Origin of the sequence: Streptomyces sp. NBC_00448, from assembly GCF_036014115.1 — a bacterium.
Lineage (GTDB): Bacteria > Actinomycetota > Actinomycetes > Streptomycetales > Streptomycetaceae > Actinacidiphila.
On sequence record NZ_CP107913.1, the window covers coordinates 1,686,390 to 1,704,033 of the forward strand.

General features: G+C 70.1%; 8 protein-coding genes. 5 read left to right on the plus strand and 3 right to left on the minus strand.

Features of this window, described 5'->3' with window-relative positions:
• Positions 1-105: 105 nt before the first annotated feature.
• Together OG370_RS07125 and OG370_RS07130 are read right to left on the minus strand one after the other, a co-directional pair.
• Positions 106-3,828 carry a beta-galactosidase gene (locus tag OG370_RS07125; RefSeq protein WP_328461734.1) on the minus strand — a complete coding sequence of 1,241 codons (3,723 nt, stop codon included), beginning with the start codon at positions 3,826-3,828 and terminating at the stop codon, positions 106-108.
• A gap of 33 nt (positions 3,829-3,861) precedes the next feature.
• Complete coding sequence (locus OG370_RS07130) at positions 3,862-6,774, minus strand: RICIN domain-containing protein (RefSeq protein WP_328461736.1); 2,913 nt, start codon at positions 6,772-6,774, stop codon at positions 3,862-3,864.
• Between the two features lie 545 nt (positions 6,775-7,319).
• Between OG370_RS07130 and OG370_RS07135 the strand changes: the two genes are divergently transcribed.
• Together OG370_RS07135 and OG370_RS07140 are read left to right on the plus strand one after the other, a co-directional pair.
• Positions 7,320-8,423, plus strand: a complete 1,104-nt coding sequence (locus OG370_RS07135; RefSeq protein WP_328461738.1) for a helix-turn-helix domain-containing protein — start codon at positions 7,320-7,322, stop codon at positions 8,421-8,423.
• Positions 8,424-8,638: 215 nt separating this feature from the next.
• Entirely contained in the window at positions 8,639-12,028 is a 3,390-nt protein-coding gene (locus tag OG370_RS07140; protein WP_328461740.1) for a S8 family peptidase, read from the plus strand.
• Positions 12,029-12,109: 81 nt separating this feature from the next.
• Here the strand turns inward: OG370_RS07140 and OG370_RS07145 are convergent, their stop codons facing one another.
• Positions 12,110-14,272: a right-handed parallel beta-helix repeat-containing protein gene (locus OG370_RS07145; protein WP_328461742.1), complete on the minus strand. Its 2,163-nt coding sequence runs from the start codon at positions 14,270-14,272 to the stop codon at positions 12,110-12,112.
• Between the two features lie 308 nt (positions 14,273-14,580).
• Here OG370_RS07145 and OG370_RS07150 point away from each other — a divergent pair, with 308 nt between their 5' ends.
• The 3 genes from OG370_RS07150 to OG370_RS07160 are packed head-to-tail and all read left to right on the plus strand — an operon-like array spanning position 14,581 to position 17,643.
• Entirely contained in the window at positions 14,581-15,840 is a 1,260-nt protein-coding gene (locus OG370_RS07150; protein WP_328461744.1) for an ABC transporter substrate-binding protein, read from the plus strand.
• Positions 15,827-16,810 carry a carbohydrate ABC transporter permease gene (locus OG370_RS07155; RefSeq protein WP_328461746.1) on the plus strand — a complete coding sequence of 328 codons (984 nt, stop codon included), beginning with the start codon at positions 15,827-15,829 and terminating at the stop codon, positions 16,808-16,810. The genes OG370_RS07150 and OG370_RS07155 overlap by 14 nt, the downstream gene beginning before the upstream one ends.
• On the plus strand, positions 16,807-17,643 hold the full coding sequence (locus OG370_RS07160; RefSeq protein ID WP_328461748.1) for a carbohydrate ABC transporter permease: 837 nt from the start codon (positions 16,807-16,809) through the stop codon (positions 17,641-17,643). The genes OG370_RS07155 and OG370_RS07160 overlap by 4 nt, the downstream gene beginning before the upstream one ends.
• The last annotated feature ends 1 nt before the right edge of the window (position 17,644 follow it).

Here is a 17,644-nt window from a genome sequence, read left to right on the forward strand (position 1 = left end):
GCACGCAAGGGATCTGACGGGTCCCGCGGGCCCGCACCACCCGACGGGTGGTGCGGGCCCGTGTGGTCGATCGCCTCGGGTCGGGCGGGATCTGTCGGACCGGCCCTACCTACAGGTGAGGACGGGGGCGGCCCAGTCGGCGTGGTCGTTGCCGTTGCCGTTGCCGCCGTCGCCGACGTCCAGGTCGAGGATCTGGCCGTCGGTGACGGGGACGTCGATGCTGACCGGTGTCGACTGCCCGGTGAGGACCGGGGTGGTGGTGAGGACCTTGCCGTCGAGGATGACGGAGAAGGTGGACGAGCCCGGGTCGCCGTTGTCGATCCCGACGGTGGCGGTGAACCTGCTGCACTGTCCGCCGAGGTAGATCTGCACGTCGCTGGGCGCGTTGGTGCCCAGTCCCTTGGCGTAGACGGTGCCGCCCAGCGTGAGCGGAGTGCCGTCGTCCGCGGCCTGCCCGCCGACGCTCTGGTCGCGTTCGACCGGGCCCCAGCCGTTGCTGGCCGACAGGAACGTCAGGTCGCTGACCTGGTCGGTGCCCGCGGGCGGCGGGGCGGGGACCGAACCGATGATCCGCTCGTCGGTGACGGTCCGGGAGCGGCCGCCTTGCCGGAACCGCACGGTGGTGGTGAGCGGGTTCACCTTGCCGGGGGTGGCCGGCGGGGTGACGGTCCAGGTGAAGGTGGCGGAGGTTCCGCCGCGCACCCGGACGGGGTTCGTTGCCGAGGTCTTTCGGGTGACGGTCCAGCCGTCGGGGGCCGCGATCGTGGCGGTCACGTGGGTGGCTTCGGGGGTGCCGGCCGGCACGCTGACCATCGTGGTCGCGGTGAAGGACGTGCCGCCCTGGACCGATCCGGGCACCTGGAGGGCGGCCGACGGCTGGTGCGGGGCGGGCATGGCGTACTTCTTCGCGTCGTACCCGGGGCTGTCGTTCTGCGCGACCTTCAGGGCGGAGGCGTAGCTGCCGTAGTCGGTGAGCTGGACCTTGCCGAGGCCGCCGGTGCTGCCGTCGAGGTTCCACACGGCGATGGCGATGGTGTTCCTGCCCTGCGGGTCCAGCACCCCGTTGGGGACGGGGAAGCTGTGCTGGGGGCCGAGGTAGTTGACGTAGTTGCCCATGTCCCAGCCGTTGACGTAGATCTCGGCGCGGTACTTGCGGGACGGGTCGTCGGTGAGGGTGAGCCCGAGGGAGGTGTCCTGCCCCTTGGGCAGGCGCAGGTTGACGTCGGTGGTGTACCAGGAGACGCCGGGGGTGGTGTCGGTGGCGGGCAGGGTGGTCGGGGTCCAGCCCTTCGTCGGGTAGCCGGGCAGCATGTAGCCGGCGCGCTCGCCGTACAGGCCGCCGGTGGCCAGCGGGCCGCGGACGGGGTCGACGGGGGTCTGACCACCGCGGTTGCCCTGCAGCCGCCAGGTGATGGTGCTCAGCGGGTCGCCCACCAGGTTGGCGCCGGTCAGGCCGCGGACGGTGCTGGCGTCGGACCGTCCCCAGTTCTCGTCGTGTCCCATGTTCACGGTCAGCACGGAGACGACGTTGTCGCCGCCGAGTTTCACCAGGCCCGCGGGGAAGGTGTAAGTCTTCTGGCCGTCGGCGGTGGAACTGCCCAGGAAGGTGCCGTTGAGCCACACCGAGGAGGCCGCCGCGCCGCCGCCGCTCGTGGTGGACAGGGTGATGCCGGTCGTCTTGCTGTCGCCGGTGAAGCGGCCGCGGTACCAGACGGACCCGGTGTGGAAGCCGTAGTCGTCGGCGGACAGCACCGGAAGGGTGGCCGGCGTGGTGATCTTCGAGGTGGTCTTGTCGGCCACCTGCCAGGACGAGTCGTCGAAGCCGGGCTGCGACTCCGGCGACTCCTGGATGTGCTTCCAGTCGGTGAGCGCGGGCAGGGTGACCGCCGCGGCGGTCGGGAGCGTGCCGGTGAGGCTGCCGTCCTCCGCCGTGCGGGTGTGGACCGGCAGGCCGTTCCAGGTCAGGGACTTGGCCGCGGACCAGACCTCGATGGAGCCGTCGGTGCCGGTGTCGCCGGTGAGGGCGAACGCGGTGCCGTGGGACGAGGCGCCGCGCAGCAGGTGGGTGCCGCGGACCAGGACCGGGCCGGCGGCGGTGTCCTGCCGCCAGAAGGTCTTGGCGGTCGCGGTGTCGGCGAGCAGCAGCAGGAGCGGGTGGCCGCCGCCGCTGATCCGGACCTGGGTCAGGCCGGTGTGCTGGTAGTTCAGTCGCAGGTCGCCGGTGGTCGCGTCCCAGGTGGAGGTCACGGTGCCGCCGGTGGAGGCGACGGTGGGCTTCTTGTCGTAGTGCAGGACCGTCTCGCCGTCGGTGCCGTGGTCGCCGTAGAGGACCGCGACGTCCCGGCCGCCGATGGTGTCGTCGGTCATGATCTGCGAGGTCGAGTAGCGCAGCAGGTTCTTCTGGCCGAGGTCGTAGTTCGCGACGACGATCGAGGACTCGCGGCCGTTCAGGGTCAGCGACGTGCCGGGCTGCTGCGGAACGGTGTACGTCCGCGCGCCGAGGTCGAGCGTCAGGTGCGCGCTGTCGGTGCTCGTCGCGTTCGAGTCGGCGTGCCGCAGCACGTGGAACTGGGTGCCGGTGTCGGGGTTGACCCGCGCGGTGTCCACGATCTTGGTGTTGTCGGTCGTGACCGAGGGCAGGGCGTCGGTCTTGGTGAGCGGGGCGACGGCCTGCGTGAAGTAGCCGATCAGCTTGTCCTGATCGTACTTCGGGTCGAGTTGGCGTGTCTCGCGGATCGCGGCGCCGTAGTCGTAGGACGTGTAGTGGCTCATCATGCCGAGCCAGCCCCAGTTGGTGCCGCCGTAGGCCATGTAGAAGTTCTGCATGGTGGCGCCGACGGCGATGTTCTGCTTGTAGTACACGTCGGCGAACTGGTCGTTGTACTGCTGCGCGTAGACGTCGTAGCCGGGCCCGCCCCAGTTGTCGAACCAGCCGCCCTGGTATTCCGCGGTCACCAGTGGCTTTCCGGCCGGGTGGTCGTAGCTGATGTCCGGGACGCCGCACTGCGACGCGTCGGCGCAGAATCCCCCGGGGTAGGAGTCGACGCCGTCCACGTCCAGGGCGCCCGTGCCGGAGTTGAAGGTGCCGTTGTTGTTGCCGACCAGCGGCACGCTGATGCCGTCCGCCCTGGCCTTGTCCTCCAGGTGCTGCATGTACGCCCGGGCGTCCGAGCCGCTGTCGTAGAACTCGTTCTCGACCTGGTACTGGATCACCGTGCCGGTGCCGTTGGTGAGCTGGTGGCGGGCGAGGATGCGGTCGATCTGCGTCTGCCACTGGTCGGAGTACTTCAGCCAGGTCGGGTCGGTGGTGCGGGTGGAGGTGACCTCGTTGTGCAGCCAGGCCGGGAATCCCCCGCCGTCGACTTCGGCGTTGATGTACGGGCCAGGCCGGGCGATCACGTACATGCCCAGCTGGTCCGCCATGTCCAGCAGCTTGTCCACGTCCCGCACACCGGTGAAGTCGTAGACCCCCGGCGCGGGCGAGTGGTAGCCCCAGTCGAAGTACACCGACACGGCGTTGAACCCGGCCGCCTTCATCTTCTGCAGCACGTCCAGCCACTCGCCCTGGCTGGGCAGCCGGAAGTAGTGGAACTCACCGGACCACAGGTAGGTGCGCTTGCCGTCGATCAGGTACGAGTAGCCGTCGTACGTCACCGAATGCCGGGTGCCCGCGGAACTCGCGGACCGCCCGGACTGCGCTGCGTCCGGCCGTGGTGCCGCCGTCGCGCCGCCGGCCACGCCAAGTCCCAGGCCGCAGAGCAGCGCGACGACCGTGGCGGTGGCCAGGAACCGGTGCAGGAGCCGGCGTCTGACGCCCCTCAATCTCATGGAAACCTCCGTTGTCGGTGATGGCGCGGTCGCCTACTGGGCGAGCGCCGGGTAGTTCCACTGCTGGCTGGGCTTGGTGGCGTCGCAGGTCAGCTGCACGAGCGGTGCTCCGTCGCTCGTGGACGATCCGTCCAGGTCGAGGCACTTCCCGCTGTTCACCGAGACCACCTGGTAGGCGCTGCCGCCGGGGAGCTGGACGAACGTCCACTGCTGGCTCGGCCTGGTGGCGTCGCAGGCCCACTGGACGATCGGTGCTCCGTCGCCCGTGGACGCCGCGGTCACGTCGAGGCACTTGCCGCTGCTGCCCGACACCAGCCGGAAGGCGCCGCTGTTTCCGGGAGCCTGGACGAACTGCCATGTCTGGTTCGGCTTGTTGGTGCCGCAGGGCCACTGGATGATCGACCCTCCGTCGCTGGTGGACCCGCCGGACACATCCACGCACTTGCCGCTGTTCACGTCGGTGATCGGGCCCCGGTCGGTGGAGTCGACGCTGATCTCCGCCGCGGACGCGTAGCCTCCGGTGGTGGTGTCGGCTTCGAGGCGGACATAGCGAGCCGCCCGGGCCGGGAAGACGGCGGTCTTGGGGGTGCGGTCCGCCCGCCACTTTCCGGTGGCCGCTTGGTGGAAGGTGGTGCCGTCGGTGCTGGTGTAGACGGTGTACCGCGTGATCGTTCCCTTGGCGCCGCGTCCCTGCGGAGGCAGGTAGGACAGGGCGCCGGCCTTCTTCACCGCGCCGAGGTCGACGGTGACGGACTGGGGCCTGCGGGACGTCTCGCTGCTCCAGGCGGTCGCCGGGTCGCCGTCGACGGCGTTGCGGGCTCCGCTTCCGGCGCGCTGGCTGGTGGCCGTGGCCGTGGCGTGGGTGGTGCCGGCCGGAGCGGTGACGGCGACGTCGGTGAAGTCGACCTTGGCGAAGCTGCCGACCTCGAAGCCGGTCTGCCCGGTGGCGTGGCTGGTGTCGGTGAGGGTCGCGACGCGGGTGTGGTCGATGGACGCCTCGATGGTCGAACCGTTCATGCTCAGCGCCAGGTTGTGCCAGCTCCCGGTGCCGGGCGCGGGGACGGTGCCGCTCGCCAGGGTGGTGTCGGTCGCGCTCTGGTTCTCGGTGTAGAGGCTCCAGGCGCCGTCGGTGCCGAGCTTGAGGTGGTACGCGGAGCGGTCGTGGTCGGCGTGGTCGACGCGGCCGAGCAGTTCCGCCGAGGTCGACGGCTGTTCGAACCGGACGTCGGCGCTGGCCTGGTAGTCCTTCCACGCGGGGTCACCGAGGAAGGTGGTGGGGGTGTAGTTCATGTCCGTGTGCCACGGCAGCGGGGCATGGGTGAGGACCTGGCGCAGGCACCCCCGCGTTCCGGAGTCGCCGGGGCACGTCGCGGTCTCGAACGCGCCGGCCCAGTCGTGGAAGTACCGGGGTGAGGTTCCGGCGGGGTAGGTGGAGAAGTCGTTCCGGTAGGGCAGCGGCTGGGTCTGCGAGGGCGGCGGGACGGCGGCGCCCTTGGCCTGGTGGCGCGTGGTGGTGAGGGTGTAGACGGAGCCGGGCTGGAGGGTGAGCGAGTAGGTGCCGTCGTGGGGGGTGATGCTCGCTTCCTGGTCGAACCACTGGGCGGGATCGGTGGAGGCGACGTTGCTGTGCCAGACCTGCACGGCCTTGGTGGACAGGCCGCCCTTCACGGTGAGGCTGACGGTCTGGGGCGCTTGGGCGTCGGTGGTCTCGATGACCGTGCTGTAGTCCCGCCCGGACTTCAGCGTCACGTAGCTGCCGCTGTGCGGATCGCCGCCGCTGCCGCTGCCGGCGAGGTAACCGCCGGCACCGTCGAGGTACTTCCATCCCGGCTGGGCGAACTGCGTGGTGTGCGCCATGACCCAGATGTCCCGGCCGACCGTGTAGGACCCGGACCAGGGCTGGTCGGCCATCAGCGGGGCGGCGCCGTAGAACGGCTCGTTGGACGGCCAGGAGCCGACCAGCGGCCACTTGATGTCCGCGGTGACCTTGGCGTCGATGTACTCGCGGTTGAGGTTGCGGGCCAGCGCCTGCGGGTTCGCGCCGTCGCTGTCGTTGTCGTCCTCGGAGACCCACAGCGGCTTGTCGAGTCCCTCCGCGACCGTGCTGCCGGGGCAGCCGGTGTACGAGGGACTGGAGTGCCAGCACACGCCGTGCAGTCCGACGACCCCGACCGCGTTGTCGAACGCGCTGTCGCCGGCGAGGTCGTCGGCGATCGACCAGCTCCCACCGGTGTTGTCCTCGTCCGGCGCCACCAGCTTGACGGCCGAGTCGCCGGTGGCGTCGAGGTGCTTGCGCAGGGCCTCGAAGTACGTCTTGTCGGTGGGGTTCTCGTTCCACCCGCCGAGGTAACCGACCTTCAGATGGTGGGACTTCGCGCAGCCGAGCCACGTGGTGAGGTAGTCCATGTTGTCCTTGGACCACATGTAGGGCTGCCCGGGCGAGGGGTTGCCGGGGTCGTCGACCCCGATCCAGCCCGGTGCGGCCCATTCCAGGCCGACGAACGTGATGTTCGGGTTGCGGGCGGCGGCCTGCTCCATGATCCACCACTCGTAGCCGGCGTCGCAGTTCACCTTGCCCTTGGTGCGCTCGATGCTGGGTTCGGGTCCGTCGGTGGAGTTGGCGTCACCGCCGATCTCCACCTTCAGGATCTGCATGCTCGCGCCGTAGTCCGGCTTGAACAGATAGTCCAGGATCTGGCTGCGCTGCGGCTCCGGATAGTCGATCAGCGCACGGGAGTTCGCCCCGCCACCGCTGACCGTGCCGATGCCGTCGAAGGTGCGGCCGGGCGACGTGCCGTCCACGGTGATCGACGTCGTGGTGGCCGCACCGGCTCTGGCCGGGGCCAGCAGCACCGCCACCGAGGCCATGATCACGGCCAGGACCGCGGCCAGCGCCACGAAGCGGCTCTCACCGCCTGTCCATCGTCGTTGCCTGTACGTGTCCATGTGCCTGCCTCCTGGAGGACCGCGTCCTCGTCACGCGGATGACAACCGACTCGGTGGAGCGAAGCGGGAAGGGGCGAGCAAGGAATCCAACCGAATCGAACTCAACCGACCAGATTCACTCAGCGGCCAGAGGCTAGACAGGCCCCCGCAGCGCGTCAAGGTTTCACTCCGGTAACTTGCACGTGACGAGGCGCGGTGATCATCGCCAACGGCACTGCCCTGCTGGGCACTTGAGAGAGTGGACCGATCGGGGCAGAACGGGAGGACACGGTCGCGCCGAGCGGCGTTCGACGTCTGTACGGACTCGCTCGCCACGGCCCGCGCATGGCAGCGAAGCCGCCGACCGCACCGGGAACGCCCGGCGGCGAGCGATCAAGAACGCCCATCCAAGCGCTCACGAACGCCCATCCGGTGGACCGCGCCGGCAGCAACAACGCCCGAACGGAGGCTTCCTGACGGCGGGATAGGGTTCGGTCCAGAAGATCCACTTGGCGCAGGCGAGTCGTACCGGGGCCGGACACGGTGGCCGCTCGAGGAGGGACCCGATGCTGGAGGCTCTGGGGCTGGGCGCGCCCGAAGAGGCCGTGTACATGGCGCTGTTGGCCGGGCCGGCAGCCTCCGCGCAGGACCTCGCCTGGCAGACCGGCCTCGAAGAGGCCACCAGCGAGCGGATACTGCGGGACCTCACGGGACGCGGCTTGGTGGCCGTCGCCACCGACACCCGGACTTCGGGCCCGGCCGGGCTCGAAGCCGGACCCGCGCCCGTAGCCGAACCCGGACCTGCACCCGTAGCCGGGCCTACACCCGCACCCGCACCCGAAAAGCCCGGGCCCGAGGCCCCCCGGCCCACCCGCTACCGGCTCACCCCACCGTCGGTGGCCCTGGCCCCCCTCCTCGTCGAGCAGCGCAACGCCCTGCACCTGGCCGAGACCGCGTACGCGAAGCTGACCGAGCGGTACCGCCACACCGCCGCGCACACGGACGGCGGTGTCGTGGAGGTGGTCGTCGGCGCGGAGCAGGTCGCGCACCGGTTCCACCAACTGCAGTGCGGCGCCCAGCGGGAACTGCTCGTCTTCCTCGTCGGCGAGGCCGTCGCGGTGGCGAGGGAGGATGCCGACTCGTCGGAGAGCTCCGCCCTGGGCCGGGGGGTCGACTTCCGGGTGGTGGCCGCCAAGGACTATCTCGACGGTGACGACGTGGTGCGGGACGTGCGGGAGTCCGTCATGGCGGGTGTCGCGTTCCGCCTGGTCGACTCGCTGCCGCTGAAGATGGTCATCTCGGACCGGGAACGCGCCATGGTGCCACTGGAGATGACGGACTCCGGCGGTGTGCCGAGCGCGGTCGTCGTCCACCGCAGCGGCCTGCTGACGGCCCTGGTGCACCTCTTCGAGAAGGAGTGGGCCCAGGCCCGGCCGGTGTTCACCGGCACGGGGACCCTGGAGGACCCGGCCGGCGACCCGCAACCGACCGCGGAGGAACTGGAGGTCCTCGCCCTGCTGCTGGCCGGGGTCTCCGACCGCCGGGCGGCATCCCAACTCGGCCTCTCCATCCGCACCGTGGAGCGACGGGTGCGCCGGCTGACGGACCTCGCCGGCGGAGGGTCGCGCCTCCAACTCGGATGGCACGCCGCACGCGCGGGCTGGCTCTGAGCGGATCACCGCCGTAGCGGCCGTCCGCGGGGAATCCGTCCGCGGAATCCGTCCGCGAAACCGACCCCGCGCGGCGGAACGACCCGGCGGACACGGCCGATTGTCGGAATGCCGTCACGCGGGAGACCCGTCACCCGCGGCGCCTCTCAGCGATCCGTATCCCTGCCAGGATGCAGCCGAGCATGGCATGTCCACGGCTTCGAGTAGGGAGACTCATGCATCCAATAGCGCGGATGGCCCTGGGCGCGGCGACCGCCGCCGTCCTGGCCGTCACCGCCGGCGCGCCGTCCGGGGCAGCGGCCGCATCCCCTGACGGTGCCTCCGGGCAACATCCCCTCACCGGCAGCGGAACCGCGGCAACGGGCGGCAAGCAGGTCACCGTCACCCTCGTCACCGGCGACAAGGTCGTGGTGACCACGGACCCGTCGGGCCACAGCTCGGCAGCCGTACTGCCCCGCGAGGACGGCACCCAGCCGCTGGTGGAGACCTTCCAGTCGGGCAAGGACCTCTATGTCTACCCGGCGGACGCCGCCCAGGCGATCGCCGAGGGCAAGGTGGACCAGCAGCTGTTCAACGTCACCGGGCTCATCCGCCAGGGGTACGACGACGCCCACAGCAGCACGCTGCCCCTCATCGCCACCTACCAGAACGGGGTGAATGTCGCCGCCAGCGCGCCGGCCGCCCCGCGGGGCGCCGAGCAGGGCCTGAGCCTCCCGGCCGTGGACGGCGTCGCGCTCAAGGCCGACAAGTCCACCGCCGCCACTTTCTGGCAGGACATCACCGGCACCCGGTCGCGTTCCGCCACCTCGCTGAAGAAGCTGTGGCTGGACAGCAAGGTCAAGGCGACGCTGGAGCAGTCCACCCAGCAGGTGCGCGCGCCGCAGGCCTGGGCCGAGGGCTACGACGGCAAGGGCACCAAGGTCGCCGTGCTGGACACGGGTGTGGACGCCGAACACCCGGACCTGGTCAACCGGATCGCCGAGTCGAAGAACTTCACGGACTCCGACAGCACCGACGACCGGCAGGGCCACGGCACGCACACCGCCTCCACCGTCGGCGGCTCCGGAGCCGCGAGCGACGGCCGCGAGAAGGGCGTCGCCCCCGGAACCTCCCTGCTCATCGGCAAGGTCCTCGACGACAGCGGCTCCGGCGACACCTCCTGGATCATCGCGGGCATGCAGTGGGCCGTCGACCAGCAGGCCGACGTCGTCTCCATGAGCCTGGGCAACCCCGAGATCGGCGACTGCTCCGACCCGCTGGCCCAGGCCGCGCAGGATCTCTCGCAGAACACGCACACCCTGTTCGTCGTCGCCGCCGGCAACTCCGGTCCCGGCACCGAGACCGTCTCCTCGCCCGGTTGCGCGCCCGGCGTGCTGACCGTCGGCGCCGTCGACCAGAAGGACGCCACCGCGTCCTTCTCCAGCCGCGGGCCGGTGGCTGTCACCCACACCCTCAAGCCCGAGATCGCCGCCCCCGGCGTCGACATCCTCGCGGCCAAGGCGGGCGGGCGGGGTGTCTACGCCTACCAGACGATGTCGGGCACCTCCATGGCCACCCCGCACGTCGCCGGCGCGGCGGCCATCGTCCGCCAGGCCCACCCGACCTGGACCGCCCAGCAGATCAAGGCCGCGCTGGTCTCCTCCGCCCGTACCGGCGGCAAGGTCGCGGGCGCCGACCAGACCGGGGGCGGTGTCCTCGACGTGTACGCGGCAGTGCACCAGAAGGTGCTCTCCGCGCCGGCCGTGCAAGGCGGCAGCTACAACTGGCCGCAGGACGCCTCGGACCGCACCACCGTGCAGGTGCCCTTCACCAACACCGGCACGGCCGCGGTCACCCTGGGTCTCAAGGTCAGCGGCGTGCACGGCAACGACGGCAGCGACGTCGACTCCCCCGTCATCAAGCCGGCGCAGGGCAAGGTGAGCGTTCCCGCGGGGGCCACCGTCCAGGTGCCGGTGCGGATCGATCCGACCGCCCGTCTCACCGCCGCCCAGTACGGAGCGGTCACCGGCCGGATCACGGCCACCGGCGGCGGCGCGCACGTCTCCGTGCCGGTCACGCTCTACGTCCAGCCGGAGACGCTCACCCTGCGGGTCAAGGTCGTCGACCGCAACGGCGCGCCCGCGACCGGCGCTTCGTCCGTGGACCTGGTCAGCCTCGACACCGCCAAGGGCGAGCGCCGCAGCAACGACGGCGCGAGCGACCAGACGTACAGCGTGCGGCCGGGCGACTACGCCCTCTCCGGCTTCGTGGCCACCTACGACGCGGACAACGCCGTCGAATCCATCGGCTACCTCGCGCATCCGCAGGTGCACCTCACCCGGGACACCACCATCGTCCTGGACGCCCGCACGGCGCACCGGTTGAGCGTGCGCACCGACCGCCCCTCGACGGTGAGCCACACCACCTTCAGCTACGGCCGCACCTGGGACGACACCTGGCAGCTGAGCGGCTCGCTGATGGCCGGCAGCGACGTGCAGAACTTCTACGCCTCCGTCGACGGCCGCGCGAAGAAGGGCACCTTCGAGTTCCGGCCCACCTGGCGTGCGACCGGTGCGCAGAACGGCTCGCCGTACGTCTACAACCTCTCGTTCCCGACCCAGGGCCCGCTGACGTCCGACCAGGTCTACCGGCCGCGGGACACCAAGCTGGCCCAGGTCACCGAGAAGTGGTACGCCCTCGGCAAGGAAGCCGACTACATGGACGGGCTGTTCCTCATCCCCTCCTGGGACAGCGGCACCACCATCACGGTGAGCCTGTTCGACCCGGTCCACGTACCGGGGACGCGGACCGCCTACTACACGACCGGCGACGACGTCTGGCAGCACGGCGCGATGACCAGCTTCCCGTTCGCCGCGTACATGGGCGACCAGAACCGCACCTACCGGGCCGGCGAGCGCCGTACCGAGGAGTGGTACCGCGGTCTCCTGCGGCCGGCGGCGCCGCGCGACACGGACGGCAAGCCGGTACTGGCCGCCGAGCGGCAGGGCGACCTGATCGGCTTCCAGAGCGCGCTGTGGCTCGACGCCTCCGGTGACCACTGGTCCGGCGGCGCGTCGTTCGGCGACCTCGGCAGCCTGGTGCTGAAGCGCGACGGCGAGCAGATCGCCACCAGCGAGTATCCGTACGACGTGTTCACGGTGCCGCCCGAGGACTCCGCGTACGAGCTCACCCAGTACCTGTCCAAGATCCCGACCTCGGACCCGAACTGGCTGCGCTCCACCGCCGTCACCACCACCTGGAGCTTCCGCTCGCACCTGGAGCCGGACGTCTACTCCCGTGGCCTGCCGATCCTGTTCCCGGCGTACGACCTGCCGGTGGACGGTACGAACACGCTGCCCGCGCGGAGCGGCATCACGGTCGGCCTGTCGGCGGAGGGCCACGCCGGGTACACCCCGGGCGCGATCACCGCGGCCGCGCTGTCCTACTCCTACGACGACGGCGCCACCTGGACCCAGGCGCCGACCCGTCAGCAGCACGGGAAGTGGACCGCTGTCCTCGACCACACCGGCGCCGCCGGCAAGCAGGTCACGCTGAAGGTCTCCCTCACCGACGCGAACGGCAACGCGGTCACCCAGACCGTCACCCGCGCCTACGACGTGCGGTAGCCGGACAGGCGGATGGAGGAGCGGGCCCGTGTCAGGGACACGGGCCCGCTCCTTTCGGCTATCGCGCCGCCTTCCGGGTGGTCACTTCAGCCCGATGCGGTCGACGGGAATCCGGTGGTAGCCGGGAAGTTGCGCGGCGATCCGGTCGTCACCGCTCAGCCGCACCGTCCCGTCGGTGACCGTCACCACCCCTGGGTCGGCGGTGAGGGTCAGGTTGTGGTCGACGGTTCCGTAGGTGAGCGCGGACGGGGCGATGCTCAGCGCGGGGATGCCGTACAGCGCGTTGTACTCGACGGTGTTGTACTTCGGGTACGCCGGATCGTCGTCGGTGATGGTCGCGAGGTGCGGATAGCGCGACCGCCAGGGCTCGTCCTGGTAGGGGACGGCGGCCAGCAGGTCGTACATTCCCCAGGCGCCGCCGGGTGCCAGGTCCGCGGCGGCCCAGTTGAGTCCGCGCTCGTCGAGCATCACCGAGTGCATGCCCGACAGCATGACGTTGTTGGTGATGACGTTGTCCCGGCCGCCGCCGATCTGGAAGCCGGTGTGGACCTGGTAGAAGATGTTGCCGGACACCGTCGTGCCGCAGTAGCAGTCGTCGAGGTAGACGCCCGAGGCGAGGTCGCCGCCGGGGGTGCCGACGATGTCGTGCAGGAAGTTGTAGCGGATGACGGTGCCGCGTCCGGTCCAGTCGCGTCCCGCGTAGATGGCGCCGGCGTCGTTGGTCTGCTTCACCACGTCGTTGATCTCGTTGTACTCGATCAGGTGGTCGTTGCCGCGGAACAGGACCGCGACGTGCGGCGCGTCGTAGATGTGGTTGTTGGCCGCGCGGTTGCCCACGCCGGCGAGTTCGACCGCGGGGCTGTACGTCGCCTGGAGCCGGCTGTAGTCGTGGATCTCGTTGCCGACCGCCTGGTTCCTCGCCGGGGTGAGGGTGGCCCGGTCACCGCCGGCGAGGGAGATGCCGCCCTGGCCGGTGGCCAGGATGTGGCAGCCGCGGACCTCGTTGTGCGAACCGCCGCCCGGTCCGTCCGGCGTGCTCGCGTCGCCGAACCTGACCGCCCGCCCGCCCAGGAGTTGCAGCGTGCAGTCGCGGACGGCGTTGGCGGTGCCGTCGGTGACGACGACGCCGTCGCCTCGCGCTCCTTCGAACACCAGGTTCGCGAACGTCACGTTCGAGCAGCCGTCGAGCACCGCCATCGGGTCGGCGAGCAGCGACAGCAGCACGGTCGCGCCGGACATCGCGTCCGGCGGGTACAGGTACAACTTCCCGGTGTCCCGGTCGAGATACCACTCCCCCGGCGTGTCGAGTTCCTCCAGGACGTTGTAGTAGTAGTACCGCTGACCGGCCTTGACGCTGTACATGCTCGCGGTCTCGGTGGAGATCTGCTGCGCCGCCTGGTCGATCGCCTTGATCCGGAGGTTCCCGTCGGCCCAGTCGTAGAACCAGTAGCCGTACATCCACACGTCGCTGGTGTCGGCCCAGGTCGACGGCCGGGGGTCGGTGTACGCGAAGGTCGCGCCCTTGGCGAACTCCGCCGCCATCTTCGCGGGGTCGCCGAGGACGCTGCGGGGGTTCCCGCCGGGGTCGACGACCTTGCCGACGGTGAGGAAGTCGGCGCTCGGATAGCGCGCCAGCGTCATCGCCGAGCCGTTGAAGAAGAGTTCGGGCGCGGTCACCGCGGCGGGCAGGCCGTAGCCGGTCTGCACGATCCGGCCGTAGTCGCTGATCCCGAGCGCGGCCAGATCGACCTCCTGGACGAGGTCGCGGACGGCGGCGGGGAGCCGGTCGACGACCGCCTGGTCGGTGACCGGCGCGAAGCTCGCACCGGGCAGTTCCACGCCGCCGACGAGCCGTACCTCCTCGCCGTTGTACGCGGTGTAGGTGACCGGTCGGCCCGGTGAACCGGAGTCCCGCGCGTCGAGAGTGAAGCTCTGCGTCCGCCGGTACACGCCGCCCCGGAGTTGGACGGTCACCGAGGCGGTCGCGCGGTCCTTCGACCCCTTCCGCCATCTCCGGATCGCGTCACGCGCTCCTTCGAGCGTCGCGAGCGGCGCGGCCTGGGTGCCCGGGGCGGTGTCGTTCCCACCCGGTGCCACGAAGAACTGCCGGACGGGCTCGCGCTGTCGGCCTCGCCCGTGGACCGGCTCGGCATGGGCGGCCGGCCCGGTGACGACGGCTGCCGAGACGGCCGCCGCGGTGGCCCCGGCGGCCTTGAGCAGATCGCGTCGAGAGAACTGGGACATGTCGTGCCTTTCGTGGGTACCTGCTGGAACCGGGCGCCGGTTCGGGCGCAGCGCGCCTCCCCCCACCGGCCCTCGTTGCACGATGCGGCTTCCTATCGATAATGACCGAGAGACAAGTAGTCTGTGGCCGACGAGAGTTGTCAAGAGTTCTTGCGTAATCCAGCAGAACCCGCCGTACCTGGGGCTATATCGGCAGTCCGGATGTTGCGAATAGGTAACGCTGGCGTCAACGGCCCTTGACTCCCGCCCAGTTCGCCCCCGAAAGTGAGCGGGCTATCGATAACCGATAGGAACTGAGGGAGGGTTCGATGGTTTCGGGTTCTCACCGGCGCCTGGCCAAGCTGGGTGCCATCGCCGTATCCGCCGCGATGCTGACGGCCTGTTCGAGCGGTACCGGCTCGGGCAAGGGCGGCACCGACATCCGGATGCTGGTCAACACCACACCCGTGCTGACCAAGCAGTTCTACAAAGACCTGGTGGCGCCGTACGTCGCCGCCCACCCGGGCGTGAAGGTCACGATCGAGGCACCCACCGGCAAGGGCGTCACGGACTCACTCCAGCAGGATCTGGCCGCGGGCAGGCCGCCGGCCATCATCGCCGGTGGGCAGAACACCCAGTTCGCCGACCAGATGGCACCCCTGCCGGACGAGCCGTGGGTGAAGAACGCGCCGTTCTCCCAGTCCTCCAAGCTCAAGGGCAAGGTCTGGATGGTCGGCACCGGCGTGCAGATCCAGTCGCTGGTGTTCTACAACAAGGCCGCCTTCCAGAAGGCCGGCATCACCGACCCGCCCAAGACGGTCGACCAGTACACGGCGGATCTGCGCAAGCTCAAGACCGCCGGCTACACGCCGCTGCAGACCGGCGGCGAGTGGACCACCGGCTCGCAGTTCCTCATGCTCGCCAACCCCAACGTGATGAACACCGCACCGGACTGGTACGCGCAGCGCAACAAGAACGCCGTCTCGTTCGCCGACAGCAACTACGCCAAGTACCTCGACGTCTACCAGTCCTGGATCAAGCAGGGCCTCGTCCCCAAGGACGCCGACGGCACCAAGTACCAGGACATGATCACCGACTTCACGACCGGCAAGTCGGCGACCATGGTGATGGGCAGCTGGCTGGTGGCCTCGGTCGACAGCGCGAAGCCGTCCTTCGACGTCGGGGTGTTCCCGGTCCCGACGTTCGACGGCTCCGAGCCGCCGCAGGCGAGCAACCCGGCCATGACGTACTCGGTGCTCAAGGCGTCCAACCAGCAGACCGCGGCCATGGGCCTGGTGAAGTACCTGGTCAGCGACAAGGCCGCGATCACCACCTCGCTCAAGGCCGAGGGCAACTTCCGTACCGGGTACAGCTACGACGCCTCCCCGCTGACCGACGAGGTCGGGAAGATCCTGGACGCGGCCCACGGCAAGGTCGTCGCCATCGGTCCGGGCCTGGGCGACAACTCCGCCCCGGCCGGATTCGAGGACGAGATCAACACGCAGATCCAGAGCCTGTATCTCGGCACGAAGCCCGCCGCGGTCGCGGCCGCGATGGACAAGTGGTGGACGTCGAATGCGCCCAAGTGAGCTGACCGCCACCGCTCCGGGACCGGCGGACGACCCCCCGGCGACGCGGTCCACCCGTCACACCGACCTGCCCAGGAACCGCCGCCCGCTGCGGCTGCGCGCCGTCGGCGGCCTGACCGACATGGTGATGGTCGGCCCCGCACTGCTGGCCGTCGTGGTCTTCGTGCTCATCCCCATCGTGGTGGCCGCCAAGCTCAGCCTCACCAACTGGGACGGCTACTCCCCGCACCCGGATTTCCTGGGCCTGGCCAACTACCGGCGGCTCTTCTCCGACCCGGGCGTGGCGAGCGCGACGCACGTCACGCTGGTGATCGCGGTCGTCGGCACCGTGGCCTGCAACGTGCTCGGCCTGGGCCTGGCGATGATGCTCAACGGCACGGGCCGGCTCAAGGCGGTCCTGCGCGGCCTGTTCTTCTACCCGCACGTGCTGGGCGCGGTGATCATCGGCTTCCTGTGGTCGGCGGTGCTCAGCAGCGACGGCGCGGTCAACGCGGTGCTGACCGCGGCGCACCACGGGACGATCCCGTTCCTGGCCGATCCGCACTGGGCGCTCGCCGCGGTCGTCTTCGTGGTGGTCTGGTCGACGTTCGGCGTGAACGTGGTGCTCTACCTCTCCGGCCTGCAGACCATTCCGGAGTCGCTGCTGGAGGCGGCCCGCCTCGACGGCGCGTCACGCTGGCAGACCTTCCGCCATGTCGTGCTGCCGATGCTCGCGCCCACCGTGACGATCAACGTGGTCCTGGTGCTCGTGCAGTTGCTGCGGGTCTACGACCTGGTGCTCGCCATGACGGACGGCGGTCCGGCCGGCCACACCCAGACGTACGCCTACATGGTGCTGGCGTCGTCCTTCCGCAACGGGCAGATCGGCTACGCCCTGGCCCAGAGCGTCGTGCTCATGGTCGCCACGGCGGTCCTCGCCATCGTGATCGTGCTGCTGCGCCAACGCAGCGAGAAGGCGGTGGAGGCATGAACCGCAGGATCGGCAGCTGGACTGCCGCGGGCGTGCTCGGCCTGTGCGCGCTGGTGATGCTGGTGCCGCTGTACCTCGTGGTGGTCAACGCCTTCAAGTCGGACGCGGTGATCAGGGAGAAGCCGTTCGCCGCCGGCCCGGGTGGGCTGTCCACGCACTACCTGCGGGCAGCGCTGTCCTCGCCGGACTACAACGTCGCCAAGGCGTTCGGCATCACGGTGCTGTTCGTGGTGCTGGTCAACGCGCTGTCGCTGGTACTGGCCGGCCCGGCCGCCTACGTCGTCGCCCGAGGGACTCGGCTGTGGCACAAGCTGCTGCTGCTGGTGTTCCTGGCCGGACTGTTCATCCCCGGGCAGGTGCTGGTCATCCCGGTGATCTACGTCCTGCGCTACACGGGTCTGATGGGCACCATCCCCGGCTTCGTCCTGTACGAGACGACGCTGACCGTGCCCCTGTCGATGTTCCTCTACGTCGGCTACATCAAGACCATCCCGCGTCAGCTCGACGAGGCGGCGCAGATCGACGGCGCCGGCCGGCTGCGGATCTTCTGGCAGGTCGTCTTCCCGCTGATGCGCCCGGTCGTGATCACGGCCGTGGTCCTGCACACCATCGGCGTCTGGACGGACTTCGTGAACCCGCAGATCGTGCTGGGCCCCACCTCGGGCGTCTACACCGTGATGACCGGCGTCTACGCCGCGATCGGTCTGCACACCACCGACCTGTCCGTGGTCTATCCGACGCTGCTGCTGGCGATCGCGCCGGTGCTGATCTTCTTCGTGATCATGCAGCGCAAGATCGTCGGCGGCCTCACCGCCGGCGCGACGAAGGGCTGAC